The organism is Methylobacterium haplocladii, assembly GCF_007992175.1.
In the GTDB taxonomy this organism is placed as follows: domain Bacteria; phylum Pseudomonadota; class Alphaproteobacteria; order Rhizobiales; family Beijerinckiaceae; genus Methylobacterium; species Methylobacterium haplocladii.
This window is the reverse complement of sequence record NZ_BJZT01000043.1, coordinates 44,354-67,282: the sequence shown is the minus strand read 5'-3', so window position 1 is coordinate 67,282 and position 22,929 is coordinate 44,354. Positions and strand designations below refer to the sequence as shown.

The following is a 22,929-nucleotide window of genomic DNA, read 5'->3' as shown; positions in this document are numbered from 1 at the left end:
GGTAAGATCAAGTGGTCGAACCCCGAGCAGTTCTCCGCCTGGGGCGGCGCTCTCGCAACGGCCGGCGACGTGGTCTTCTACGGCACGCTCGAAGGTTACCTGAAGGCTGTCGACGCCAAGACGGGTAAGGAACTCTACAAGTTCAAGACCCCGTCGGGCATCATCGGCAACGTGATGACCTACGAGAACAAGGGCAAGCAGTACATCGGCGTCCTGTCGGGCGTCGGCGGCTGGGCCGGCATCGGCCTCGCGGCCGGCCTGACCGACCCGAACGCCGGTCTCGGCGCGGTGGGTGGCTATGCCGCTCTCTCGAGCTACACCAACCTCGGTGGTCAGCTCACCGTGTTTGGCCTGCCGAACAACTAAGTCGCACTTCGTGCATGACTAACCGGTGCCGGCGCGGGTTTCCGCGCCGGCATCTTTATGATTAGGTCCTTGGGTCTAGGGTTGGCGCGGCCGCTTATGTTGCAGCGCAACAAATAAACTGGGAGAAACTCGTTGCGTTATTCGAACAAGTCCGCGCTCCGGATGGCCGCAGCCGTCCTTGCTCTCGGAATGGTCTCGTCCGTTACCGTTCGCGCGGAAGATGCCAAGCCCGCCAACGCGGAGCTGGCCAACAAACTCGATCCGAACGCCAAGGAAATCGACGACAAGGTTCTTGCTGCTGCGGCGGCCGTGAAGGACGACGACGGCAAGTACAAGGACAAGGCGGGCGACCCGACCTTCCACATCACCAACGACGGCAAGAAAGTCGACTGGTTCACCTATTCCGGTTACCGCCGCTATCATGCCGAGTGCCACGTCTGCCACGGCCCGGATGCCATGGGCTCGACCTACGCGCCGGCGCTCAAAGACAGCCTGAAGCATCTGAGCTACAGCGAGTTCATGGGCATCCTCGCCGGCGGCAAGCAGGACGTCAGCTCGTCGGACCAGAAGGTCATGCCGGCGTTCGCCGACAACAAGAACGTGATGTGCTACGCGGACGACCTGTACGTGTACCTGCGCGCTCGCGCCTCGGGCGCTCTGCCGCGGGTGCGTCCGGGCGAGAAGGAAGACAAGCCCGATTCCGCCAAGCAGGTCGAGAAGGACTGCCTGGGCGGTTGATGATCATTCGCGCATCGTTGAACGCTGCGCTCGGCGCGCTCCTACTGGTTTCAGTGGGGGCGCGTTCCGCGTTGGCGCAGCATCTTCCCGATCTCGTGACGACCGACGTGCTGCGCGTGTGTTCGGACCCCGGCAACATGCCGTTCTCCGAGCGCAAGGGTGGCGGCTTCGAGAACAAGATCGCCGAAATCATCGCCGACGAGTTGAAGGTCAAGCTCCGCTACTATTGGCTGACGCAGGGGCCTGGCTTCGTCCGGAACACCCTGGGCACAGGTCTCTGCGACCTCATCATCGGCACGTCCGGCGGCGACATTATCCAGCCGACGAACCCTTATTACCGCTCCGCCTATACGCTGGTGACGCGCAGGGGCGAGTTTGCGGGGGTAACAACGCTCGACGATCCCAAGCTCAAGGGCAAGCAGATCGGCCTCATCGCCGGGACGCCGCCGGCCAACCGGCTCGGCGAACTCGGGATGATCAACGATACCCATTCCTATACGGCCTATGCGTTCGGACCGGACCGCAAGTTTCAGACGGTAGCGGCCGAAATCATCGCGGATCTCGCCGCCAAGAAGCTCGACGTGGCTATCTTATGGGGGCCGTCCGCTGGCTGGCTAGCGAAGCAGAGCGGTGTCGAGATGGACGTGACCCCGCTTCTCAAGGAGCCGGATCGTCCGCCAATGGCGTTCCGCGTCTCGATGGGCGTGCGTCTGAACGAGAACGACTGGAAGCGCAGCCTCAACACCGCTTTGCGCAAGCGCAAGACCGACATCGAGAAGGTTCTGCGCGACTTCCAAGTCCCGCTTCTCGAGGAGGAAGAGAACAAGCCTCTGCAATCCTCGAACGAGTAATCGCAAAGTCCGCCGTCATTCCGCGCGCAGCGAAACGACCCAGGGCGATAAACTCGACGCCGAGTTTGTCGCCCTGGGTTGCTGCGCCTCCCGCTCACAGTGATGAAGGGGAATGAACCGCGCGCTCACCCGCGAAAAGCTTCGCGTGCAAATCGACCGCACCCTCACTCCAGCGGTTCGATACCCGTCCGGTCGAGCTTGGCCAGCGCCTCGCTCACCGTTTCGCCGCCGATGACGAGATCCGGCGCGATCTCTTCGAGCGGCACCAGCACGAAGGCGCGCTCCCGCACGAAGCGGTGGGGAAGGATCAAGCGCTCGTCGCTGATCTTTGCGCCCTCGTAGGACAGCACGTCGATATCGATCCGACGCGGACCCCAGCGTCGCTCACGCACGCGGCCGAGGGCCGTCTCGATGGCGAGCCCAGCCTCCAATAGAGCGTGCGGCGTCAGGTCGGTGTCGACGGCGACGGCGGCGTTGAGGAACCAGTCCTGATCGGTGTCGCCCCAGGGCGGTGTCCGGTAGTCGCGTGAGCGTGCAGCGATGCGGATTTCCGGCACTGCGCCGAGCCGCGTCACCGCTTCGGCGAGCATCGCAGCCTTGTCGCCGACGTTGCTGCCGAGGCCGAGATAGGCGCGGGTCATCGTTCGGCTGCCGCGCGGAAACGGGTGATCTCGACACTGACGCCGTCGATCACGGCCGCCACCGGCGCGCTGGGCTTGTCGACGCGCACGCTTGCCCGCTCGACCGTCGGGAACCGCGCGAGAATTTCGGCAGCGATCGACTCGGCCAGCGCTTCGATGAGCGCGAAGCGTCGCTTCGAAGCGATCTCGATGGCGATCTCGGTGAGGTCGGCGTAGCTCACGGTCTGGACGACATCATCCGAGGCGCCGGCCTGCGCGAGGTCGACCCCACAATCGAGCGAGACGAAGAAGCGCTGCCCGAGCCGCGCCTCCTCCGGCAAGACGCCGTGATAGGCGAAGACTGCGATGCGGTGGACGAGGATACGGTCAGCCACCGATGGATTCCGGACGCATCACAGCGTCAACGACGCGCAGGGCCTCGACATGCGGACGCACATCGTGGACGCGCAGGATGTCGGCCCCCAGGGTTCCCGCCAGCACATGAGCGGCGATGGAGCCGAACAGGCGCTCGCTCGGATCGGTCTGGGTGTCGTGCAGCCGGCCGAGCAGCGATTTTCGGGATACGCCGACGAGCAGCGGGAAGCCGAGCGCCTTGATCTCCGGCAGGCGACGCAGCGCTGCGAGATGCTGCTCCCAAGACTTTCCGAAGCCGATTCCCGGATCAAGGGCAATCGCCGAGTTGGGGATCCCGGCGCGGCGGGCGATCGATAGCGATCGCTCGAAGAAGGCCAGCATGTCGGCAACGATATCGATCGCGGGATCCACCGTCTCGCGGTTGTGCATCGCGATGACCGGTGCACCGTGGTCGGCGGCGACTCGGGCGATGTCGGGATCGCGCTGCAGGCCCCAGACGTCGTTGACGATGGCTGCGCCGGCCTTCAGTGCGGCAGCCGCCGTCGAAGCCTTATAGGTGTCGATGGAGATCGGGACCGAAAGCCGGCCGGCCAGTGCCGCGATGACAGGGACGACGCGGGCCTGCTCGTCCTCGGCCGAGACCGGGACGTGGCCGGGGCGGGTCGATTCGCCGCCAATATCGACGAGTGCCGCACCGTCGGCAGCGAGAGCGTCGGCTTGAGCCAAGGCCGCCTCGGGCTTTTCGAATTTTCCGCCGTCCGAGAACGAATCGGGTGTAACGTTGAGGATGCCCATCACGAGGCAGCGCTGCCCGAGACCGGGCAACAGGTCCGACAGGCTTCGTCGTTCAGCGAGCGGGATCGGGGATGGCGACACGACGGCTCCGGCAGGACACTCCAACGCGGTCATGCCCCGCGCGAGCCGATCCGGCAATCTCTCGCCCGCGCCACCCCAAAGCCGCGAATCCGGGTCGCCGGATCGGCGATCACTGTGCTGGTTGCGGTCGCGGATGCCATAGGCTTTGTCATCACGGGACCGCGCGTCGTATCCCAGGATACCGAACTGCCACCGAGCCACGACATCGGCGGGGAGCGGTCCCGGATTCCGAGGTCGCATACGACGCCCCGGAACGACGAGGGTAATCCGCTCAGGCCCCGCCGCGATAGCAGCGAATCTCGGCTTCCGCCTGGGCCCGGCGGAGATCCGCAACCTTGTCCTCGTACATCTTGGTCGCTCGGAACGCATTCTGGCGCTGGCCGCCAGCACCCTGGCGCATGGACAGGATCGTGCTCGCCTGGACGTACTTGTCATAAGGCAGAATGGCGGCGAGCTGGTCCACCGAGCACGAGCATTTCTCCATCGACTCGCGGGTCTGGCCGTTCGCAGCCATGCAGCCGAAGACGTAATCGACCCGTGCGTCGGTCGGATAGTCGTTCTCGACGCCCTCGGCCCCAACCGGTCCAGCCAAGACGGCAAGACAGAGTGAAGCGGCGACGCCTTTAGCCAGCGTTCTGATCATAGTTCAGCGTCTCCTCCAGCAATTCGCCACCGTCCGGCTTCTTGGCCTGCGCCTCGATCGAGACGATCTCGCCCGGAACTTCCGGCGAGGTGACGAAGGTGTAGGTGATCTTGTCGAAACCGCGCATCCGCTCGGTCAGCGGATCGCCGACGAAGGGGCTCGTCACGATCTTCCAGCCGTCGATCTGCCGGCCCTTGAAGTCGATCTTCGTAGGCGTGATCGTCGCCTTGTCGCGCAGACCCTTGCGGATCGCGTTCTTGATGTAGCGCGGGTTGGCTTCGAGCAGGGCCGCCAAGCCCTTGAGGTGGTTTTCGAGGAACAGCGGCAAGATCGGATTGCCCGGCATGTCGTCGAAGGGACCGGCCGGTGCGCGGTTGGCGCCCGAGAACATTTGCACCTGGATGTCGCGGTTCTCGGCAGTCTTGCCCGGCTCGATCTTGAGCTTGATCTCGTCGTCGAGCGGCGGCCCATAGGGGCCGCGCGTGATGCCACTGCGCCGCACATAGGTATAGCGAAGCGTGCTGCCCGGCTGCGTGTTCTTCATCTGCGGCTGGTCGAACAGCACGTCGGACGGATTCGGTGCGGCGGAGACGGCAGCCTGCGTCGGAACCGGGGTGTCGGCCGGTGCGGCGTTCACAACGGCCGGAACGAGGGCGAGGGCGAGGGCCGAGGCGAAGACGGTCGTTTTCAAAGGGGTGCCTTTTCCTTGAGGGGAGACTGCACGTTACTCCCGATCGTCCGGTAGATGTAGTCCGGCGGGTTGTCCGCCGCTTCTTCCGTGGCCAATTCACGCATCTTGCCGTGAAGCGGTGAAAGCGAGCAGGCCGGATCGGTGGCAGCGGCGTCGCCGGCCAGTGCCAGGGCCTGGCAACGGCAGCCCCCCCAATCCTTCTCCCGCCGGTCGCAGGAGCGGCAGGGCTCCTTCATCCAGGAGGTGCCCCGATAGGCGTTGAAGGCCGGCGACTGCGTCCAGATCTCGCTCAACGAGTGATCGTTCACATACCAGAACTCGAGGCCCGGGATCGTCTCGGCCGCGTGGCAGGGCAGCACCTTGCCCTGCGGCGTGACGTTCATGAGCTTGCGGCCCCAGCCGCCCGCGCAGGCCTTCGGATATTTCGCGTAATAGTCCGGCACCACGAGATCGATGACCAACTCGCCCTTGAGCCGCTCGCGGGCCGCCTCGACGATGCGGATCGACTCGTCGACCTGCGCCTTGTTCGGCATCAGCGAAGCGCGGTTCACGTAGGCCCAGCCATAATACTGCGTGTGCGCCACTTCGAGCCGCTTGGCCCCGAGCTTGACCGCGAGATCGATGAAGCCCGGCACCTCGTGGATGTTGCCGCGATGGATCACCGAATTCAGCGTCAGCGGCAGACCGAGTTCGGTCACGCGGGCGGCGAAGGTCATCTTCTGCGGCTGCGCGTTCTTCAGCCCGCCGATCTTCTCGGCATTGGCCGCGTCGACGCCCTGCACCGAGAGCTGCACGTGGTCGAGCCCGGCATCGTAGAGCGCATCGAGCTTCTGCAGCGCGCCGCCGACGCCGGAGGTGATCAGGTTCGAGTACAGGCCGAGTTCGGCGCACTTCGCCGTGATCTCGACGATGTCGTTGCGTGCCGTCGGCTCGCCGCCGGAGAGGTGGACGTGGAGGACGCCGAGCTTCGAGGCTTCCGTCAGCACCCGCAGCCACGTCGCCGTGTCGAGCTCCGCCGAGCGCCGGTCGAGCTCCATCGGATTGGAGCAATAGGGGCAGCGAAGCGGGCAGCGGTGCGTCAGCTCGGCGAGCAGACCGACCGGTGCCGGGATCACCTCGGCGGCGACGGGTGCGGGTGTCGGTGCGTTCATCGCTCCAGGACCCTTTTCTGTGCGAGTTCGGCCAGCATCACGCCGATGTCGGCCTCGATGAGGGAACGGTCGGCGGCGTAGATGGCTGCAAGCTCGCCCGCGATGTCGCCGACGCTGCGCTTGCCGTCGACCAGCTTGAGAACCGCCACGGCGTTGTCGTCGAGATCGAAGGTGCGCTCGGGGGCGAGCAGTACGTGGTTCGATCGGACTTCGTCGAAGCGCAGACGCACGCCGCGGGGCAGGCGAGGTACGTCCGCCGGCTCAAAAGGGCCGTTCTTGCCTCCCGCTGCCGCGGCTTTCTCTGCGACGAGCCCCTCTCCGGGCTGCCAGGCATCGGGGGGCATCATACCGGGGGCGACGTAGGCGAAGTACAGCGCATCGAGCTGCGTCCAGAGCACGTTGCACTTGAAGGTCAGCGCCGCCATCGCCTTGCGCTGAAGTTCCGGCGTGGTGGCGTGCTGCTTGACGTAGTCGAGGGCGAAATCGGCGTCGCGGGGTGCCTGGGTCAGACGCTTCTCGAAATAGGCGAGGGTGTCCTTCGTGATGAAGTCGTAGTTCTTCAACATCCCGGCAACGCGCTCGGAGATGATCGTCGGCGAAAACATCTCGGTCAGCGAGGAGGCGATCGCCTCCAGCAGCGGCTTCTCCGAGACGAAATGCACGTAGGCGTCGACGGAGAACTTCGTCGCCGAGAGGATACCCTTGGTCGAGAGAACGTAGTCGCGCGAAAAACCGACGCCCTCGGCGAGCTTCAGCCAGCGCTCGATGCCACCGTCGCCCGGCGCGTCTCCGTCGTGATCGACGATGCGCTGACGCCAGATCCGGCGAAGCTGCGCATCCTGCATCCGGGCAAGGACGGCGGCGTCCTTCACTGGGATCATCGCCTGGTAATAGTAGCGGTTGAGCGCCCAGGCCCGCACCTGATCCTTGTCCAGCTTGCCGTCGTGCAGCAGGCGGTGAAACGGGTGCAGGTTGTGGTAGCGGCGCGCACCGATGTCGCGAAGCGCCGCCTCGAGCTCGTCGGGACTGAGGAGGCGCTGCTCTTCGTCGGCTACCGGGGTCGGGAATGGGGCGGTCATGCGTGGGCGCGTCCGTTCTCGTGCGTTTCCTGAAGCGTTTCTTAGATGGGCCCACCTCGGCGCCAAGGCATCGATGCGACGGACCCAATTGTATCGTGCAAAATATATCCGCTTCGTGCGGAATTTCCAGATGGTCTCACCGACAACGAAAATGACTATGAAGGGCAGTAAGTCATTGATGGGTCTCGCGTTCAACTTCGCGAGGCCCTAACCGGCATCTTGATAAACTTCTTATGGATTTCAGTGGCTGTACTTTGGACCGCCCCTCAAACGTCATACTGGGGTTCGCCAAAGGCGAGATCCCGGGATCCAGAACCGCTGACGGCGCAAGACACAACGAAACAGTTTCGTCTCATGGCCGAACGTCGGCGGCTCTGGATTCCGGGTTCGCCTCGGCGCCCCGGAATGACTGTTGGGACGCTGATTTTCGTCAGCGCGCTACAGCGCCAAGCGCAACCCATCGTGCGCCACCGTCCAACCTCTCTCTTCGACGCTCGCACGCTCCGCCGAGCCCTCGACCAGCACTGGATTGGTGTTGTTGATGTGGACGAAGACCCGCCGGCCAATGCCAGCGTCGCGGAGCGAGGCGATCGAACCGGTGTCGCCGTTCATCTGGATATGGCCCATGCGCCAGCCGGTCTTGGTGCCGACCCCGGCGCGGATCATGTCGTCGTCCTCCAGCACCGTGCCGTCGAAGAGCAGAGCGTCGACGCCTTCGATCCGCTGCTTGAGGCCATCGGTGACGCGAGCACAGCCGGGAATGTAGGCGAGGCGCTTGCCGCCGGCCTCGATCATCGCGCCGACCGTGGTCTCGGTCTCGGCGCCGATTTCCATGCCGGCATCCTCCAGCCAGAGCGGCACTTTGCCGGGTACGGAGAATAGTGTGACGCTGAGACCCGGCACCGGCTCGAAGGTCTCGTTCAGGGCGATCGGCTGCCGCGTCACCACATTGGCCGCCATCACGTCGAAGACGCGGTTCTCCGTCACCGAGCCGAGAATGCCGGGCGTTGCGTAAAGCGTGTAGGGCTGCCCCTCGCGCAGGGTCAGCAAGCCGGCGACGTGGTCGACGTCGCCGTTGGTCAGCAGAACCGCATGGATCGGCGAATGCCGCAGGCCCTCGCGCGGGAACATCGCGGGGTTGGCCTGGATCTGTTGGCGGATGTCGGGTGAGGCGTTCACGAGGAGCCAGCGTTCTCCGTCTGGAGAAACCGCGATGCTCGACTGCGTGCGGGGTTTGACGCGGGGATCGCCGTCCCACGCGAGAGAGCAGATAGCGCAGCGGCAGTTCCATTGCGGAACGCCGCCGCCTGCAGCCGAGCCGAGGATCACGACATGCATGGATGGACCCGCTGCCTGCAATCCTCGGCCGGCGCTACACCTCAGTTGAAGGTGTCGATCTCAGCCGACTCGTAGCTCGTGACTTCCATGCCGACGCAGATCTCGGAAACGACGGGGGCGGCCCACTTCATGGCATCTCTCCAGTATTTTCTGAAACGTCAGCAGCATCCGGATCCATAAGAAGATCCTAAGATACTGACGGCGCTAGGGTTTCTTTGCGCGAGAGCTATATCGCCAATTCCATCGGGTGCTGCAAGAGCCAAATTGCCGGATCTTCCCAGAATCCCGTGTGTTGGTCTGCGGATCCTTAGTGGCGGAAGTCCTGACCGCGCAGGTCGAGCATGAAGCCCTTGCCGCGCACCGTGACGATCACGGGGCCGCCGAAACGGACGAAATCCGAGAGCTTGCTGCGCAGGTAACCCACGTAGACATCAACGACATTCAGCGAGAGGCCACCCTGCGTGGCCCACAGCTTGTCGAAGATCGTGCCGCGGGCAATCGGCTTGTTGACCTCCTCCATCAGCAGCGCGAGCAACTCGGCCTCGCGGGGGGTGAGGCGTGCCGACGCATCCCCGAAGCTGACCTGACGGACATTGAGATCGAGCACGAGCCGGCCGGCGGTGACGATCGTGCGGGGCGAATCGGCCTCGCGGCGCCGCAGCAGATGCGTCTGCAGCCGCGCGAGCAATTCGTCGAAGACGAAGGGCTTGACGATGTAGTCGTCCGCTCCGAGGGCGAGTCCTTCGGCGCGGTCGCGGATCTCGTCGCGCGCGCTGAGAAACAGGATCGCGCCGGGATAGCCGCCTTCGCGCAAAGACCGGCAAACTTCGTGGCCCGAGCCGTCGGGCAGGGTGATGTCGAGCACCACGGCTTCGGGGGAATCGTCGCGGGCCGCGCTCAAGGCGTCGTCGACCCGTTCGGCAACGCCGACGGAAAAGCCCTCGGCCTCCAGGCCCCGGGCCAGCATCCCGCGGATGTCGCTGTCATCTTCGACGATCAAAACGCGCGTCATGCGACCCCGACCTTCACTCGTTCCCGATCGTCCCGCTGCTCCAGCACCATGTCGGCGGCGGGCAGGTCGATGGTGACCCGCGCGCCGCGACCCCCGTCGCCGGCACCCAGGCTTATCGAGCCATCATGCCGCTCTACGACCCAGCGCGCTAGAGCCAAGCCTATGCCGAAGCCCGGCTCTCCCGAATGCGAGTCGCGCCGGAAGCGCTCGAACAGATCCTCGCCGCGCCCGGGAAAGCCCGGGCCGTCATCCGTGACGGTCACCCGCGCCCAGCTTTCACCGGCCCGTTCGTGTTCGGCGAGCGCGATCACGATCCGGGTCAGCCCGGTGGCATGGCGAAGGGCGTTGTCGGTCAGGCTCTCGACGACCTGCCGCAACCATTCGGGATCGGCCCTGAGTTCGACATCGCGGTCACCCGGCTCCAGGGTCAGCACGACACGACGCTTCGAGGCCTCGGACGCCGCCCCCTCGACGGCTGCCGTCAAAACCGCGAGCGCGCTCACTGGCCGCCGGTCGAGTTCGATCTGACCGGATTCCGAGCGGGCGACGCGCAGCAGATCCTCGACCCGTCGCTTCAATCCCTGCGCGCGCTTGCGGATGGTGGCGAAGACCGGCCCGTAATCGACGACACGCCCCTGCGCGCGACTGGCGAGATCGCACTCGCCGAGGATGACGGTCAGCGGCGTGCGCAACTCGTGGCTGACATCGGCGAAGAAGCGGCGGCGGGAGCGATCGACCATTTCCAGCCGCTCGTTGACGGAGCGCAGATCCGCGGTGCGGGCCTCGACGGTTTCCTCCAGAGCGGCCCGGTCGGCGGCGAGGCGGCCTTCGCGCCGGGCAAGGCGCGCGGCCATGCGGTTGAAATTCGCCACCAGCAGGCCGAGTTCGTCGCGCGTCGCCACCGAGAGCCGTGTGTCGAGGGCGCCCGAGCCGACGGCGCCGGCGGCATCGCGGATCGCTTCGATGCGCCTCAAGGTCGGCCGCGTGACGCTGCGGTAGAGGATCGCCACGAGAGCCAGGGCGAGAACCAGGCCGAGGATCGAGAGGGTGCGCATCCGTTCCGAGGTGCTGCGCGCCTCCTCCGATCCGGCCGTCATCGAGCGCCGCTCGGATTCGATCAGCAGCGATAGCGGCTGCCCGGTCATTGCACCGAAGGCGTTCAGCGCACCCTGGATCGAGTTCTTGCGCCGGTCCGGATCGAGCTCGCGCTGGATCTGGTAGACCTGACGATCGAGAATGACGCGCGCCGCGCGGAGCTTCGCCAGCGGCCGCGTGCGGGCAACGTACTGGATCCGCTCCGTCGGGCCTTCGCTCGCGATCATGCCGCGCCCGATCGCCTCGTCGACGGTGTTGAGCGCCCGGTCGACCGCATCGCGGGTCACCGACAGGGCTTCGGGCGGCGTGTCCGGATTGCCCAAGGTCTCGACGGCAGCGAGCCCGTACTGTGTCAGCCTTCCGGAGAGTTCGGCGAGCAATTCGAGACGATGCTGGGCGGCGAGCACGCGTTCGATCGTTCGCTCGGACAGGCTCGTCGACCAGAACACACCGGCCGCGGCGAGAACCACGAGCAAGGCCGTGCCGCCGAGCAGCAGCGCGAAGCGAACCTTCAGCGAACGCATGGTCTCCGACCCCTACGGCCTCCGGGAACCGCGGGACAGTGTCACCGCAGGCCGTTCCGGCCAAGCGCCGGCGACCGACGGTCCGCCGGACTCACAAGTCTTTGGACGGGCTCGCCTTGGCGGCGCAGCGCCAGGCCTTGATCGTGAGATCGGGATGGCTGCCCTGCCACTCTGCCAGCGCGCTTTGCGAATTGCGCATGCAGATGAAGGGGTTGGGCGCTCCGCGGGTCATGTCGATCCGCTCCTCGTGGCAGGTGGCCGGCGTCGCGAGCAGACAGACGGACATCACGAGAAACATCGGCAAGAACCCTGCGTCCAGTTCGCGGGCCGATAGCGCCCGCAGCCCCTTCAACTGGGACGATCCGCCAAGCCGGCAAGAGATATCTTGCAGGCCGGCTCAGCCGGCGGGCGTGAAGAACTCGCCCTTGCCGAGCGTAGCGAGGTCGCCCGAGTAGCGCCGCATGCTGCCCTTCAGGAGATCGGCATGCTTCGCACCGAGCGCGGTGAGCGAGCGGGCGAGGAGGCGCAGGAAGACGAGGTCCGGCGTACCGGTCTCGGCGAAGGTCGGCAGCAGGGAACCGTGGCTTCCGGCGACGATGGTGCCGCGGCGCATGCCGTAGCCCGGCTCAACGCCAATGGCGCCGGCCACGATGGTGCCGGCAATCATGCGCGTGCCGACGCGGGCGCCGGCCTTCTCGACGAGGATGATGCCGCGCCGCATGCGGTCGCCGAGTCTGTCGCCGGCCGTTCCGCGGATGATCAGGGTCGCACCGTCGAGCCCGGCCTTGGCGGCATAGACCGCGCCGCCGGCGTGATCGCCGGCATCGCCCTCGATGGTGATGGTACCGCCGGTGGCGCCAGAGGCCGCGAACGGCCCCGCCGAACCCGTCACCGTGAGTTTGCCGCCGGCCATGCCGGCGCCAAGCCGTTGGCCGACATCGCCCTCGACGCAGATCGAGCCTTGCGAGAGCGATGCGCCGACGCGGTCGAGTCGGGAAGATCCGCCCTCGATCACGAGGCTGTCCGAGCCATCGAGCGTGACCGAAAAAACGTCGCCGAGGGTGAGCCCGCGCCGGCTCGTGCCGACGGGAATCCTGGCGGCATCCACCTCGGACAGCTTGCTCAGGGCGAGCGGGTCGATGCCGAGCAGGTCGATCCGCTCCGGCGGCTCGGAGCGCAGCTTGAGCGTGCTCATACGATCGGCCCCTCTCCGAGGAGATCCCTGAGGTGGTAATGGTGGCGGCCGAGATTGCCGCCGTAATTGCCGGCCGTCACCGCGATCAGTCCATGCGCTGCGCCGGCCTTGGTCGAGGCATGGAGCGCCACCCGCATGGACTCGGCCACCGCCTTCGAGGTGAGGGCGTCGATGACGATCTCCAGCACCACGCCGCAATCCGGCGGCAGCGCCGAGCCGGCACGGCCTTTCAACGTCGGGCAGTAGGCGTCGTTGGTGGAAGCCATCATGCCCTTGGTGCGGCCGCCGACCTTCGAACCGGATCGGACGATGCCGCCGGGGAAGGGTAGGATGGCGCCGGGCACCGAGCGAGCCGCATCGACCGCGATCTCGGCAACCTTCAGGGTTTCCGAATGAGTTCGGCCGAGGAACAGCAGGTTGCCGCCGCCGACGGCGCCATCGACCGCGCGCACCGAATCCTCACAGAGGAATTCGCCGTCCATCACGGGGATGCGCCAGTATCGGCGCATCTTGCCGGTCTCGTCGGGCAGACGCTTGGCCACGGCGAAGCCGTCGCCGAAGAAGCGGATCGCGCCGCCGAGCTTGATCTTGGTCGGGCCTTCGACGCCGGCGAAGCAGGCCGTGCCGGGGCAGGTGAGGATGCACTGGCCGACGCGCTTGAGGAGTTGCTCCTTGAGCCCGTTCGGCTCGAAGCCGAACAGCAGGATGCGCACGCCGGGGCGCCCGTCAGGCGTCTCGTCCGGAGCCAACTCGGCATCGATGCCGGCTTCGGCACCACAGCCGATCACCGAGGTCGCGAAGCCCGTCATCGTCGTGGCCGCGATCATCGCCCATTTGGGCGTGTCGTTGGTCACGATGATCGCGGTGCCGGCGACGTCGAAGGCCTCGGCGAAGGTGTCTTCGACCTTGATGCCGTTGAGGATGAGGTCAGCCATGTCAGTCGCCCGCCGCCTGTCGTCCACGCATCACGCCCGGCATGCGACGTCCTCGAAGATCTCGGTCTCGGGGAAGGCCGCGTCCGGCACCGCGAAGCTGTCGAGCCCCTGGCCGAAGCGGTCCTGAAGGTAGGTCTCGCTGCGCTTCACGATCGCCGCATCGGCCTCGACGTCGAGTTCGAGGGTCCGGCCGGAGCGCCAGGACACGACCTCGCCGTCCTCGACGATGGTCTCGCCGTCCTTGAGAACGAGCCGCGCGTGGGAGAACATCGCCGTGCGATCCGCGCTGTCGCGGTAGACCGCGACATCGGCCTTGGCGCCGACCCGCAGATGGCCGCGATCGGTGAGACCCAAAAGCTTCGCCGGCCCCGAGCGGGTCAGCTGAGCGATCTCGCTGAGCGTGTATTCGCGCTCGATCGTGGGCAGGGTCGAGCGCTCGCCGACGATCGCCGGCAGCGTCGCGATCTCCTTCTCGCGCTCCTCCCGGCTCATGAGCAGGTGGATGATGCGCGGGTACTCGGTGAAGACGCCGCCATTCGGGTGGTCGGTGGTGAGGATGGTCCGCTCGGGGTCCTTGGAGAGCAGCATCAGCTCGAGACCGATCGCCCATTGCAGCGAGGACACGCTGCCGCGCGGCTTGTAGAGGAACGGCACCACGCCGCCGCCCTCGGCATCGCCCGCCGTCAGCACCCACTTCTTCGGCTTGGCACCCTTGCGGCCGCCGAACTGCCGAAGGATGTCGAGGGAGATCGTCACCGTCTGACCGAATACGACCTGACCGACGTCGTAGGTGGCGTTGGGGTGCGCCTCCATCGCCTCGGTGATCCGCTCGGCCGCCGAACGGAAGCCGCCCTTGCTCGGATCGTTCGGGTCGACCACCCCGTAGGCGTAGAACTGGGCGTGCGCGAAGTGGATGCGCCGGCCTTCCGCGGCTTCCAAGGTCGAGACGAACGAGTCGTCGGCGCCGGGCAGGCCGAGGTTGTTGCAGTGGACGTGCAGCGGGTGCGGCACGCCGATCTCTTCGACGGCATCGAGCAGAGCCGTCATGATCTTGCGCGTCGAGAGGCCGTAGACCGGGATCTCGTCGTCAAGGCTGAGCTTCAGCACGCCGTCCTTGAAGGCGGAGGCGCCCCCGGCGTTGATGCACTTCACGCCGAGACCGCGGGCATGGGCCAGGGTGTGAGTGACGAGATCGCGCACCGCATCCTTGCTCTCGCCGTCGCGGAGCAGCTGCAACAGGTGGTCGTCGTTGCCCATCACCGCGAGGGCGCCGCGGTCGAGCAGGGGGATGTCGGCGAGTTCGAGATGGGTGGCGAGGGCGTTCGAGGGGGGCAGGGCCGGCTCGACGGCCGTGGTGTAGCCCATACGCGCATAGTTCGCGCCGACCCACGAACCCGAGCCGCCGGCATGGGCGAAGGGGTGGCCGTTCGGGGCGGATTCACTGACGTAGAGCTCGGGCAGCAGCAGGCGGCTCATCACGACGTTGCCGCCGGCGATGTGCGAGTGAACCTCGACGCCGCCCGCCATCACGACGCAGCCCGCTGCGTCGATGGTGCGGTCGGGCTTGCGCTCGGAGGGGGCGACGACCCGGCCGTTCTCGATCCAGACGTCGCCGACGGCGTCGCGCCCGTCGGTCGGATCGACGACCCGGCCGCCGTGGATACGGGTCAGCATGAGGCGCCCTTCTCTGCGATTTTTTGGGAGATCCCGGCGATCACGCCGGCCGCCGTCGCGGCGACGGCGTTGCCGCTCGCCGGCACATAGCCGATGACGCCGCGGCGCTCGTTCCAGACGGCACCCCCGGCCGACGAGCCCGGCACGCCGACGGTGATGACGATCTCGGCGGTATCCGGCCGCGCGTCGGCGCTGTCCTCGCCGACGATGGCGATCGCGGGGAACTGCACGAGCCAGTCGGGGCGCGGCGCGGGGAGGGCGGCGAGCCAGAGGGCGGCATCGGCCTCGCCGTCGGCGACCTGGCGTGCGCTGTCGAAGCGCCAGGGATCGTGCTCGGGCAGGTGGCGGCCAAAACCGACGCGGGGCGCCTGCCCGGTGGTCCAGGCCGCGAGTTGCAGCACCGATCGGCCCTGGAAGGGATCGGCCAGTCCCAATGCGAAGAAGCGAGTCTTTTCGTTCAGGTCCTTGAGCAGGCCCTGCAGCATGTCCACGCCGGCTTCGCCGATCTCGCCCGCGTCGTAGATCACGACGCCGAACTTCGCGCTCGCGAGCTTCTGCGCAAGGTCTCCGAACGCTGCCTCGCCGGCGAGATGGCCGCGCACGAAGGCGCGGAGATGGCCGATGGCGACATCGAGCCCGACATTGCCGATGCCGTAGGCGACGTGCCGGCTGGTTCCATTCCGCGGCCCGCCCAGAGCAAGAACCGTACGCTCGTCACCCGCGGAGAGACCGCGCACGGGCTTCGTATCCGCGATTTCGGACACGAGGTCGCCGTCCCAGGGTCGGCTGCCGACGACGAGGACGGTGTCGGCACGTCCGAGCGTCTCGGGCGCCGTCGTGGTCAATGCTCCACCGGCACTCAGCGAACCGAGCTCGGCATAGAGGCCGGGACCGGCGACGGGGTCGAGCGAGGCGCCGATGCGGTCGGCGAGGCGGTAGGCGGCGCGAACCGCGGCGACGTCGGCGCAGAGCCCCGCGAAGACCGGCATGCGCGCAGCGGCGAGCAGAGCGGCGGCGGCCTCGACGGCGGCGTCCGTGTCGGCCGCGTCTCCCTTGACCCAGGCTGCCATGGTCCTCCCCGTCAAAACGTCGTCACCGACCATCTGGACGGGCCGGCCGAGCCAAGCCCGCCGCGAGAGGCACGCTGCGAAAAAGTCATTCCGCGACCGGCGGTCGGCAGAGCGGGCTTTTGCATCCGCGGATGACGTCCGGCAAGCCCCGCCGGGGAGATTTCGCAAGCGCGCGCCGTATGATCGGCGCGGGTCCGAGGCTCGAAGAGATCGGCCGGACGCAAGGATCTGCATCCGCTCCACAGGTGCGATCTTGGCCCATCGGACCGGTTGTTCCTGCGGCTCCCGCGTGGGACAAGCCCCGCGATATCGGCCGCTGCGACACCCTCGCCCGGCTGCGCTGGATAGTGAAGGGAATCGTCGTGGCCGAGTCCGCGGAGAGGATGGGCGCGAGCACGACGGGTTCGGTACGGACGCCGCAGGGCGGCGACGCGCGCCCCGGCGCTCCAGCCGTCGTTCGGGTACGCGCCCCGGCCCGTCTGCATTTCGGCTTCCTCGATATGCACGGTGGCCTCGGCCGCCGCTTCGGAAGCATCGGCCTCGCGGTCGATACGCCGGCCCTCCAGATCAAGGCGACCGCCGCCCCGCGGGCCTCCGCGAAGGGTCCGGAAGCCGAGCGCATCCGCTCGTACCTGCTCGCCGCGGCCGCCCACCTCGACGTCTCGGAGGCCGTGGCCATCGAGGTCGAGGAAGCAATTCCGGCTCATGCCGGCTTCGGCTCGGGCACCCAGCTCGCACTCGCCGTCGCCGCCGCCTTGGCCCGGCTCAACGGCCGCACCGTCGATCTTCTCGACTTCGCCGACGTGCTCGACCGCGGCAACCGCTCCGGCGTAGGCCTCGCGGCCTTCACCGAGGGCGGCCTCATCGTCGACGGCGGCCGCGACGGAACGGGCGCACCGCCCCCCGTCATTTCGCGCATATCCTGGCCCGAGGCGTGGCGGGTCGTCCTGATCCTCGACGAGGGTGCCACCGGCGTCCACGGCGGGCGCGAGTCCGAGGCATTCCGCGATCTCCCGCCCTTCGAGGAGGCCCGCGCCGCCGAGATCTGCCGGATCGCGCTGATGCAGGTTCTTCCGTCCGTGGCGACGGGAAATCTCGACGGCTTCGGCCGGGGGATCACGACGATCCAGGAGCGGATCGGAGACTATTTCGCCCCGCACCAAGGCGGCCGTTACGCCAGCGCCGACGTCGCACAGGTGCTGCAGGCGGTCGCTGCGCGCGGCGTCTCCGGCTACGGCCAGAGTTCCTGGGGGCCGACGGGCTTCGCGCTCATGCCCACCGAGCATGATGCTCAGGAGCTCGTCGCATCCCTGGATCGGCCCGGCCGCCTGCGCTTCGTCATCGCGAAGGGGCGCAACGAAGGCGCAACCGTTTCGGCGCTTTAGAAATTTTGTCTAGGGCGCTCAAGAATCCTGCGCTTGACCGGCGCCGGTCTCATCGGCTTTGCACGGCGCGCGGTTCGCGAGAGACGCGCCCGGGACAAGAGGACACTCGACCATGGCCCGCTCGATCCTGCACATGCTGACGCCGCTCAAGCACATGAGCCCGTTCGACGTGAACATGGCGATCGACGCCGGCTTCGAGACCATCGTCACCTACACCGAGGTGAACCTCGCCGACGTCGTCTCGCTGACCCAGGATTCGATCTTCTCGCGCGCGCCCGGCGACGGCGTGCGCACCGGCATCTTCATCGGCGGCAAGAACGCCGAGGACGCCCTCGACATGGTCGACCGGGCCAAGAAGGCCTTCGTGCCGCCCTTCGCCAACCACCTCTTCGCCGACCCGGCCGGCTCCTTCACCACCGGCGCCGCCATGGTCGCCGAGGTCTCCCGCGCCCTGAAGTCCAAGTTCGGCACCGACCTCAAGGGCAAGCGCATCGTCATCTTCGGGGGCGCCGGCGTCGTCGCCTACGTTGCCGCGGTGATCGGCGCGCTCGAAGGCGCGAAGTCCGTCCTCGTCGGCCATGACGGCGAGGAGCGCGTCTCCAAGATCGCCTTCACCATGAAATGGCGCTTCGGCATCGACGTCGACGCGGTCGACGGCACCACGCCAGAGGATCGCCGCAAGGCGATCGAGAACGCCGACGTGATCCTCTCGGCGGGCCCCGCCGGCATCCCGATCCTGTCGGCGACGGATCTCGAATCCGCGCCGAAGCTGCTCGTCGCCTCCGACGTCAACGCCGTGCCGCCGGCCGGCATCGCCGGCATCGACGTCAACGCCAAGGACGTGGCGCTCCCCACCGGCAAGGGGGTCGGCATCGGCGCACTCGCCGTCGGCAACGTGAAGTACCAGACCCAGTGCCGGCTCTTCCGGCGCATGCTGGAGGCGGACCAGCCGCTCTGCCTGGATTTCCGCGATGCGTACACGCTCGCGGTGGAGATCGCGGGCTGAGGGATACCGCTGCCATGCGGGAGGGCGACGCGGTCCTGATCGCGGCCCAGTCCGGGCGCGCGCTGGCGCAGTCCGCGCGCCGGGCGGGCTTGCGTCCCTACGTGCTCGACCTGTTCGGGGATGCGGACACGCTCGATCTGGCCGAGGCGCATCGGACCCTGCCCGGCCGCTTCGGCACGGGCCGGCATGGCACCGACGCCGTGTTGGCCGGGCTCAACGCGCTGGCGGGTCTTGTGGGCAAGCGCGTTTTCGGTGTGATCCTCGGCAGCGGCTTCGAGGGGTCGCCCGCGTTGATGGCGCGCATCGCCGCCCATTATCGGCTCGTCGGCGCAGGCCCTGGCACGGTGGCGGCGCTGAAGGATCCGATGCTGTTCGCAGCCCTCTGTGAGCGCCTCGCGATCCCGCATCCGCGGGTGACGACGGCGCCCGTCTCCAACCGCTATGCGTGGCTGACGAAACGCTCCGGCGGCTCCGGCGGCTCTCACATCCGCGCTGCCACGGCGGGCGCTGCTCCGCCCGGCCACTACTATCAGGCTCGCATGCGCGGCCGCGCTTGCGCCTTGAATTTTCTGGCCGACGGCCGCGACGTCGCCGTGCTGGCGCTCACCCAGCAGTGGAGCCGTCCGAGCGCGCTGCGCCCGTTCCGCTTCGCCGGAGCGGTCGCGCCGGGACGCGACGAGCCTTCGCACGTCTCACCAAACATGCTTGCCGCCATCACCGGCGCGGTTGCCGGCCTCGTCAAAGCGACGGCCCTGCGCGGCCTCGCCAGCGCCGACCTCCTCGTCGACGGCGACGCGTGGTGGCTGCTGGAGATCAACCCGCGTCCCGGCGCGACGCTCGACGCCTTCGATCGCCGGCCGACGCCGCTGCTCGCCGCGCATATCGAGGCAAGCCTCGGGCGCATGCCTCGGCTCGATGCGCCGCCGGTGGATGCGGCGGGCTCCGAAATCTGTTACGCGGCGCGGCGTTACACCTCCGTACCGCCGCTCGACTGGCCTGATTTCGCGCGGGACCGTCCCCGCGACGGCTCGTCCGTCGCGGGCGACGCACCGTTCTGCACGGTGACCGCGCAGGGGCCGGATACGGCAGCGGTCAGACACACGTTGCGAGAGAGGGCCGGCACGATCGCCGCCCTCCTCGATGGGAGAACCGAGAGTCATGGGTACCGATATCAAGCCGCCGAGCATCAACAGGCTGACGGCCCCGCTGATCGACCGGCTGGTCGCTGACGCCGACGTCCTGCGCCTCGCCGTCGCCCACGAGAGCGGCGCCCGCATGGTCGATGCCGGCTCGCAGGTGCGCGGCTCGCTCGAAGCCGGCCGCCGGATCGCCGAGATCTGCCTCGGCGGCCTCGGCACCGTCTCGATCGTGCCGACCGGCCCTGTCGCCTCCTGGCCCTACTCCGTCGTCGTCCACTCGGCCGATCCGGTGCTCGCCTGCCTCGGCAGCCAGTATGCCGGCTGGAGCCTCGCCGACGAGACCGGCGATTCCGGCTTCTTCGCCCTCGGCTCCGGCCCCGGCCGCGCGGTCGCGGTGGTCGAGGAGCTCTACAAGGAGCTCGGCTATCACGACTCCGCCGAGAAGACGGTGCTCGTCCTCGAATCCGCCAGCGCCCCGCCGGCCTCCGTCGTCGCCAAGGTCGCGGAAGCCACCAAGCTGCGGCCCGAGGACCTGACCTTCGTCTACGCCCCGACGCAGAGCCTCGCCGGCTCCACACAGGTCGTCGCCCGCGTCCTCGAAGTCGCGCTGCACAAGGCCCACACGGTCGGCTTCGACCTGCATGCCATCCTCGACGGCATCGGCTCGGCCCCGCTCTCGCCGCCGCACCCGGACTTCATCAAGGCGATGGGCCGCACCAACGACGCCATCATCTATGGCGGCCGCGTGCAGCTCTTCGTCGATGCCGACGACGCCGATGCCAAGCAGCTCGCTGAGCAGCTGCCCTCGACCTCGTCGAGCGATCACGGCTCGCCCTTCGCCGATATCTTCTCGAAGGTGAACGGCGACTTCTACAAGATCGACGGCGCGCTGTTCTCGCCGGCCGAAGCCATCGTCACGTCGGTCCGCACGGGCAGCACGTTCCGCGGCGGCCGGCTCGAGCCGAGCCTCGTGGACGCGTCGTTCTCGTAGGCGCGACGCGCTTCAACCCTTCCCCCCAACAGATCTCGGGCTTGCCCGATATCTGCACTTTGGAAGGATAAGTCGGGCAAGCCCGACTTGTACGGGGGGGTGCCCGCGGAGCGGGCAGGAGCGGGGTTGGCTCCGAACTTTCCGGATAGCGCGCTCCCCTCTCCCGACCTTCGCTGACGCGAAGGCCACCCTCTCCCGCAGAGGGGAGAGGGTTTGCGTTGAGGCTTGAAAACGAATGCGCATCGGGCTCGCCGCCGATAACGGCAACTGGCACAAGGGGCGGCTGCGCGGAGCCTTCGAATCCCTCGGGATCGAGCCCGTGCTGTTCTCCCTCGACGATGTCGCCATCGTCACTGGCGGCGGTGAGCCCCTGCGCGTCCCGGGCTTCGACGACGGACGGCTGCCCGACGGCGTGCTGCTGCGGACCATCGCCGGCGGGACCTTCGAGGCGACCACCATGCGGCTCGGCGTGCTGCACGCCCTGGTCTCGGCCGGCGTCACCGTCTGGAATTCGCCGACCGCGATCGAACGCTCCGTGGACAAGGCGGCCACCAGCCTCGCCATCGCCCGCGCCGGCCTGCCGACGCCGGACACTTTCGTATTCTCGAAGCGCGAGGCCGCCGGCGCCCTGATCGAGCGGGAAGCGCGACCCGGCAGGCCGATCGTCCTGAAGCCGCTGTTCGGCTCGCAAGGCGAGGGCCTGATGCTGATCGAGCGGCCGGAGGACCTGCCGAGCGAGGAGGCGGTCAACCGCGTCTATTATTTGCAGCGTTACGTCGCCCGCCGCGACGGCCTCTGGCGCGACTACCGTGTCTTCGTCTGCGAGGGCCGGGCCATCGCCGGCATGATCCGCGAGGGTGACGGCTGGATCACCAACGTGCATCTCGGGGGCCGACCCTTCGCCTGGGAGCTGCCGGCCAAGGCCGCGGAGCTCGCCGAAGCGGCCGCCGCCGCCATCGGCGTCGACTACACCGGCGTCGATCTCGTCGAAGACGGGGAGGGCGGCTTTCTGGTCCTGGAGGTGAACTCGATGCCGGCCTGGTCAGGCCTGCAGAAGGTCACCGAGGTCGACATCGCCGGCAGCGTCGTGCGCGGATTCCTCAACGCGCTCCACGCTGCCCGACCCCCGCGTCTGGTGGCGGCGCAGGAGTGATGGCCACACAACCAGACGCGCTCTCGGCGGAAGTGATCGCCGACCTCTACCGCGACGCCTGCCTCGCCGAGCTCGATGCTCTGAAGGTCGGGAACGTCCACGCCTATGCCGCCGGACACCGCATGGAAGTGGCGGATTTCGTCACCAGCGCCGAGGTCTCGGCTCCGCATCTGGCGAAGCATGGCGCGTCCGTCGGCGAGCGGGTACGCGGTGGCGTCGAGGCGACCATCGCTGCCGTCGGCCAGAACACCAACCTCGGCATTCTACTGCTCTGCGCTCCGCTGGCACGTGCAGCCGAGGCTCCGAACGGGCTCCGAAGAAGCCTGAGCCAGGTGCTCGACGCCCTCGATGAAAGCGACGGTACCGACGTCTTCGAGGCGATCCGCCGCGCCAATCCCGGCGGCCTCGGCAAGGCGGAGCGCCACGACGTCACCGCCGACGCCCCCCCGGTCACCCTACGCGCAGCGATGGCGGAGGCTGCCTCGCGCGATCGCATCGCCCGCGCCTACGTCACTGGTTTCGCCGATCTGTTCGAGGTTGGCCTGACCGCACTGATGGCAGCCCGCGCGCAGGGCCTCGACGCACCCTGGACCGCGACGGCGGTGCATCTCGCCTTCCTTCGCGAGATCCCCGACAGCCACATCGCCCGCAAGCACGGCCTCGAGACGGCCGAAGCGATCCGGCAGGAGACGGCCGCTACCCTCGGTACCCTCGACCTCCGCACGCAGCCTGTCGAAGCGCTCCTCGCCTACGACCGCAGTCTCAAGGCGGCCGGCATCAATCCCGGCACCAGCGCCGATTTCACGGTCGCCACATTGTTTGCCGACGCGCTTATCACGGCGCGGGGAGAGTGGCTCGGCTAGCGAAACGGCAAGGCACAAAAGGTTCCGGCTGCCATGCGCCGGAAGGGCAAAAAATTACCGATTTCAGAGCCTTGCGCGGGTTGTTCGGTGCGGAGGCTCGCTGTACGGTCCGCGCCGCTGTCCGGGATAACCGGCTCGGCTCCTGCGTCGAGCGCCGAG

General features: G+C 67.6%; 24 protein-coding genes and 1 pseudogene. 9 read left to right on the top strand and 16 right to left on the bottom strand.

Features of this window, described 5'->3' with window-relative positions:
* The 3 genes and pseudogenes from MHA02_RS19520 to xoxJ form a co-directional block, all read left to right on the top strand.
* A pseudogene (locus MHA02_RS19520) lies at positions 1–366 on the top strand (PQQ-dependent dehydrogenase, methanol/ethanol family); the annotation flags it as partial.
* A 162-nt stretch (positions 367–528) separates the two neighbouring features.
* A complete protein-coding gene (locus MHA02_RS19515) occupies positions 529–1,104 on the top strand; it encodes a c-type cytochrome, methanol metabolism-related (RefSeq protein WP_147081845.1) in 576 nt (191 codons plus the stop codon).
* Positions 1,104–1,955: a rare earth element methanol dehydrogenase accessory protein XoxJ gene (gene xoxJ / locus MHA02_RS19510; protein ID WP_174804692.1), complete on the top strand. Its 852-nt coding sequence runs from the start codon at positions 1,104–1,106 to the stop codon at positions 1,953–1,955. Before MHA02_RS19515 ends, xoxJ begins: the two co-directional genes overlap by 1 nt.
* Positions 1,956–2,119: 164 nt before the next feature.
* On the opposite strand, the gene folK is transcribed toward xoxJ, so the two are convergent.
* From folK to MHA02_RS19430, 16 genes are all read right to left on the bottom strand, one after another.
* Positions 2,120–2,596, bottom strand: a complete 477-nt coding sequence (gene folK, locus MHA02_RS19505) for a 2-amino-4-hydroxy-6-hydroxymethyldihydropteridine diphosphokinase (protein ID WP_147081843.1) — start codon at positions 2,594–2,596, stop codon at positions 2,120–2,122.
* Positions 2,593–2,970, bottom strand: a complete 378-nt coding sequence (folB, locus tag MHA02_RS19500) for a dihydroneopterin aldolase (RefSeq protein ID WP_147081840.1) — start codon at positions 2,968–2,970, stop codon at positions 2,593–2,595. The genes folK and folB overlap by 4 nt, the downstream gene beginning before the upstream one ends.
* Complete coding sequence (folP, locus tag MHA02_RS19495) at positions 2,963–3,745, bottom strand: dihydropteroate synthase (RefSeq protein ID WP_238180407.1); 783 nt, start codon at positions 3,743–3,745, stop codon at positions 2,963–2,965. Before folP ends, folB begins: the two co-directional genes overlap by 8 nt.
* Before the next feature lie 352 nt (positions 3,746–4,097).
* Positions 4,098–4,469 (bottom strand): hypothetical protein, encoded by a 372-nt coding sequence (locus MHA02_RS19490; protein ID WP_147081836.1) that lies wholly within the window; start codon positions 4,467–4,469, stop codon positions 4,098–4,100.
* Positions 4,450–5,106 (bottom strand): hypothetical protein, encoded by a 657-nt coding sequence (locus tag MHA02_RS19485; protein WP_373318385.1) that lies wholly within the window; start codon positions 5,104–5,106, stop codon positions 4,450–4,452. Before MHA02_RS19485 ends, MHA02_RS19490 begins: the two co-directional genes overlap by 20 nt.
* A 50-nt stretch (positions 5,107–5,156) precedes the next feature.
* Entirely contained in the window at positions 5,157–6,311 is a 1,155-nt protein-coding gene (gene pqqE / locus MHA02_RS19480) for a pyrroloquinoline quinone biosynthesis protein PqqE (RefSeq protein WP_147081832.1), read from the bottom strand.
* Positions 6,308–7,390, bottom strand: coding sequence for a pyrroloquinoline-quinone synthase PqqC (pqqC, locus tag MHA02_RS19475; RefSeq protein WP_147081830.1), 1,083 nt, complete (start codon positions 7,388–7,390; stop codon positions 6,308–6,310). Before pqqC ends, pqqE begins: the two co-directional genes overlap by 4 nt.
* A 438-nt stretch (positions 7,391–7,828) precedes the next feature.
* Positions 7,829–8,728, bottom strand: coding sequence for a pyrroloquinoline quinone biosynthesis protein PqqB (pqqB, locus tag MHA02_RS19470; RefSeq protein WP_147081828.1), 900 nt, complete (start codon positions 8,726–8,728; stop codon positions 7,829–7,831).
* Positions 8,729–8,769: 41 nt separating this feature from the next.
* Positions 8,770–8,859 carry a pyrroloquinoline quinone precursor peptide PqqA gene (gene pqqA / locus MHA02_RS19465; RefSeq protein ID WP_007564431.1) on the bottom strand — a complete coding sequence of 30 codons (90 nt, stop codon included), beginning with the start codon at positions 8,857–8,859 and terminating at the stop codon, positions 8,770–8,772.
* Positions 8,860–9,035: 176 nt separating this feature from the next.
* On the bottom strand, positions 9,036–9,740 hold the full coding sequence (locus MHA02_RS19460; RefSeq protein WP_147081826.1) for a response regulator transcription factor: 705 nt from the start codon (positions 9,738–9,740) through the stop codon (positions 9,036–9,038).
* Entirely contained in the window at positions 9,737–11,359 is a 1,623-nt protein-coding gene (locus tag MHA02_RS19455) for a sensor histidine kinase (protein ID WP_147081824.1), read from the bottom strand. The genes MHA02_RS19460 and MHA02_RS19455 overlap by 4 nt, the downstream gene beginning before the upstream one ends.
* Positions 11,360–11,450: 91 nt before the next feature.
* Positions 11,451–11,711, bottom strand: coding sequence for a hypothetical protein (locus tag MHA02_RS19450; protein WP_238180403.1), 261 nt, complete (start codon positions 11,709–11,711; stop codon positions 11,451–11,453).
* Positions 11,712–11,756: 45 nt separating this feature from the next.
* Entirely contained in the window at positions 11,757–12,554 is a 798-nt protein-coding gene (locus MHA02_RS19445; protein ID WP_147081822.1) for a formylmethanofuran dehydrogenase subunit C, read from the bottom strand.
* On the bottom strand, positions 12,551–13,489 hold the full coding sequence (fhcD, locus tag MHA02_RS19440) for a formylmethanofuran--tetrahydromethanopterin N-formyltransferase (RefSeq protein WP_147081820.1): 939 nt from the start codon (positions 13,487–13,489) through the stop codon (positions 12,551–12,553). Before fhcD ends, MHA02_RS19445 begins: the two co-directional genes overlap by 4 nt.
* Positions 13,490–13,519: 30 nt before the next feature.
* Entirely contained in the window at positions 13,520–15,163 is a 1,644-nt protein-coding gene (locus tag MHA02_RS19435) for a formylmethanofuran dehydrogenase subunit A (protein WP_147081818.1), read from the bottom strand.
* The gene (locus tag MHA02_RS19430; RefSeq protein WP_147081816.1) at positions 15,157–16,233 is read right to left on the bottom strand and encodes a molybdopterin-binding domain-containing protein; all 1,077 of its coding nucleotides are present in this window, start codon (positions 16,231–16,233) and stop codon (positions 15,157–15,159) included. The genes MHA02_RS19435 and MHA02_RS19430 overlap by 7 nt, the downstream gene beginning before the upstream one ends.
* A gap of 383 nt (positions 16,234–16,616) precedes the next feature.
* Between MHA02_RS19430 and MHA02_RS19425 the strand changes: the two genes are divergently transcribed.
* From MHA02_RS19425 to MHA02_RS19395, 6 genes are all read left to right on the top strand, one after another.
* Positions 16,617–17,618: a beta-ribofuranosylaminobenzene 5'-phosphate synthase family protein gene (locus tag MHA02_RS19425; RefSeq protein WP_147081814.1), complete on the top strand. Its 1,002-nt coding sequence runs from the start codon at positions 16,617–16,619 to the stop codon at positions 17,616–17,618.
* A 112-nt stretch (positions 17,619–17,730) separates the two neighbouring features.
* Entirely contained in the window at positions 17,731–18,624 is an 894-nt protein-coding gene (locus tag MHA02_RS19420) for an NADP-dependent methylenetetrahydromethanopterin/methylenetetrahydrofolate dehydrogenase (protein WP_147081813.1), read from the top strand.
* 14 nt (positions 18,625–18,638) lie between these two features.
* A complete protein-coding gene (locus tag MHA02_RS19415; RefSeq protein ID WP_174804691.1) occupies positions 18,639–19,853 on the top strand; it encodes an ATP-grasp domain-containing protein in 1,215 nt (404 codons plus the stop codon).
* A complete protein-coding gene (gene mch / locus MHA02_RS19410; RefSeq protein ID WP_147081811.1) occupies positions 19,783–20,754 on the top strand; it encodes a methenyltetrahydromethanopterin cyclohydrolase in 972 nt (323 codons plus the stop codon). The genes MHA02_RS19415 and mch overlap by 71 nt, the downstream gene beginning before the upstream one ends.
* A 235-nt stretch (positions 20,755–20,989) precedes the next feature.
* Positions 20,990–21,907: an ATP-grasp domain-containing protein gene (locus MHA02_RS19400; protein ID WP_147081807.1), complete on the top strand. Its 918-nt coding sequence runs from the start codon at positions 20,990–20,992 to the stop codon at positions 21,905–21,907.
* A complete protein-coding gene (locus MHA02_RS19395) occupies positions 21,907–22,770 on the top strand; it encodes a triphosphoribosyl-dephospho-CoA synthase (protein WP_147081805.1) in 864 nt (287 codons plus the stop codon). Before MHA02_RS19400 ends, MHA02_RS19395 begins: the two co-directional genes overlap by 1 nt.
* The last annotated feature ends 159 nt before the right edge of the window (positions 22,771–22,929 follow it).

Bases quoted from the DNA above. Each gene is read 5' to 3' on its own strand.
- MHA02_RS19420 (WP_147081813.1), top strand. From the start codon at position 17,731: ATGGCCCGCTCGATCCTGCACATGCTGACGCCGCTCAAGCACATGAGC.
- MHA02_RS19455 (WP_147081824.1), bottom strand. From the start codon at position 11,359: ATGCGTTCGCTGAAGGTTCGCTTCGCGCTGCTGCTCGGCGGCACGGCC.
- fhcD (WP_147081820.1), bottom strand. From the start codon at position 13,489: ATGGCTGACCTCATCCTCAACGGCATCAAGGTCGAAGACACCTTCGCC.
- MHA02_RS19400 (WP_147081807.1), top strand. From the start codon at position 20,990: ATGCGCATCGGGCTCGCCGCCGATAACGGCAACTGGCACAAGGGGCGG.
- MHA02_RS19415 (WP_174804691.1), top strand. From the start codon at position 18,639: ATGCGGGAGGGCGACGCGGTCCTGATCGCGGCCCAGTCCGGGCGCGCG.
- pqqB (WP_147081828.1), bottom strand. From the start codon at position 8,728: ATGCATGTCGTGATCCTCGGCTCGGCTGCAGGCGGCGGCGTTCCGCAA.
- pqqE (WP_147081832.1), bottom strand. From the start codon at position 6,311: ATGAACGCACCGACACCCGCACCCGTCGCCGCCGAGGTGATCCCGGCA.
- MHA02_RS19515 (WP_147081845.1), top strand. From the start codon at position 529: ATGGCCGCAGCCGTCCTTGCTCTCGGAATGGTCTCGTCCGTTACCGTT.
- xoxJ (WP_174804692.1), top strand. From the start codon at position 1,104: ATGATCATTCGCGCATCGTTGAACGCTGCGCTCGGCGCGCTCCTACTG.
- pqqC (WP_147081830.1), bottom strand. From the start codon at position 7,390: ATGACCGCCCCATTCCCGACCCCGGTAGCCGACGAAGAGCAGCGCCTC.
- mch (WP_147081811.1), top strand. From the start codon at position 19,783: ATGGGTACCGATATCAAGCCGCCGAGCATCAACAGGCTGACGGCCCCG.
- pqqA (WP_007564431.1), bottom strand. From the start codon at position 8,859: ATGAAGTGGGCCGCCCCCGTCGTTTCCGAGATCTGCGTCGGCATGGAA.
- MHA02_RS19460 (WP_147081826.1), bottom strand. From the start codon at position 9,740: ATGACGCGCGTTTTGATCGTCGAAGATGACAGCGACATCCGCGGGATG.
- MHA02_RS19425 (WP_147081814.1), top strand. From the start codon at position 16,617: ATGGGCGCGAGCACGACGGGTTCGGTACGGACGCCGCAGGGCGGCGAC.
- MHA02_RS19395 (WP_147081805.1), top strand. From the start codon at position 21,907: ATGGCCACACAACCAGACGCGCTCTCGGCGGAAGTGATCGCCGACCTC.
- MHA02_RS19490 (WP_147081836.1), bottom strand. From the start codon at position 4,469: ATGATCAGAACGCTGGCTAAAGGCGTCGCCGCTTCACTCTGTCTTGCC.
- MHA02_RS19435 (WP_147081818.1), bottom strand. From the start codon at position 15,163: ATGCTGACCCGTATCCACGGCGGCCGGGTCGTCGATCCGACCGACGGG.
- MHA02_RS19430 (WP_147081816.1), bottom strand. From the start codon at position 16,233: ATGGCAGCCTGGGTCAAGGGAGACGCGGCCGACACGGACGCCGCCGTC.
- MHA02_RS19445 (WP_147081822.1), bottom strand. From the start codon at position 12,554: ATGAGCACGCTCAAGCTGCGCTCCGAGCCGCCGGAGCGGATCGACCTG.
- folK (WP_147081843.1), bottom strand. From the start codon at position 2,596: ATGACCCGCGCCTATCTCGGCCTCGGCAGCAACGTCGGCGACAAGGCT.
- folP (WP_238180407.1), bottom strand. From the start codon at position 3,745: ATGGGCATCCTCAACGTTACACCCGATTCGTTCTCGGACGGCGGAAAA.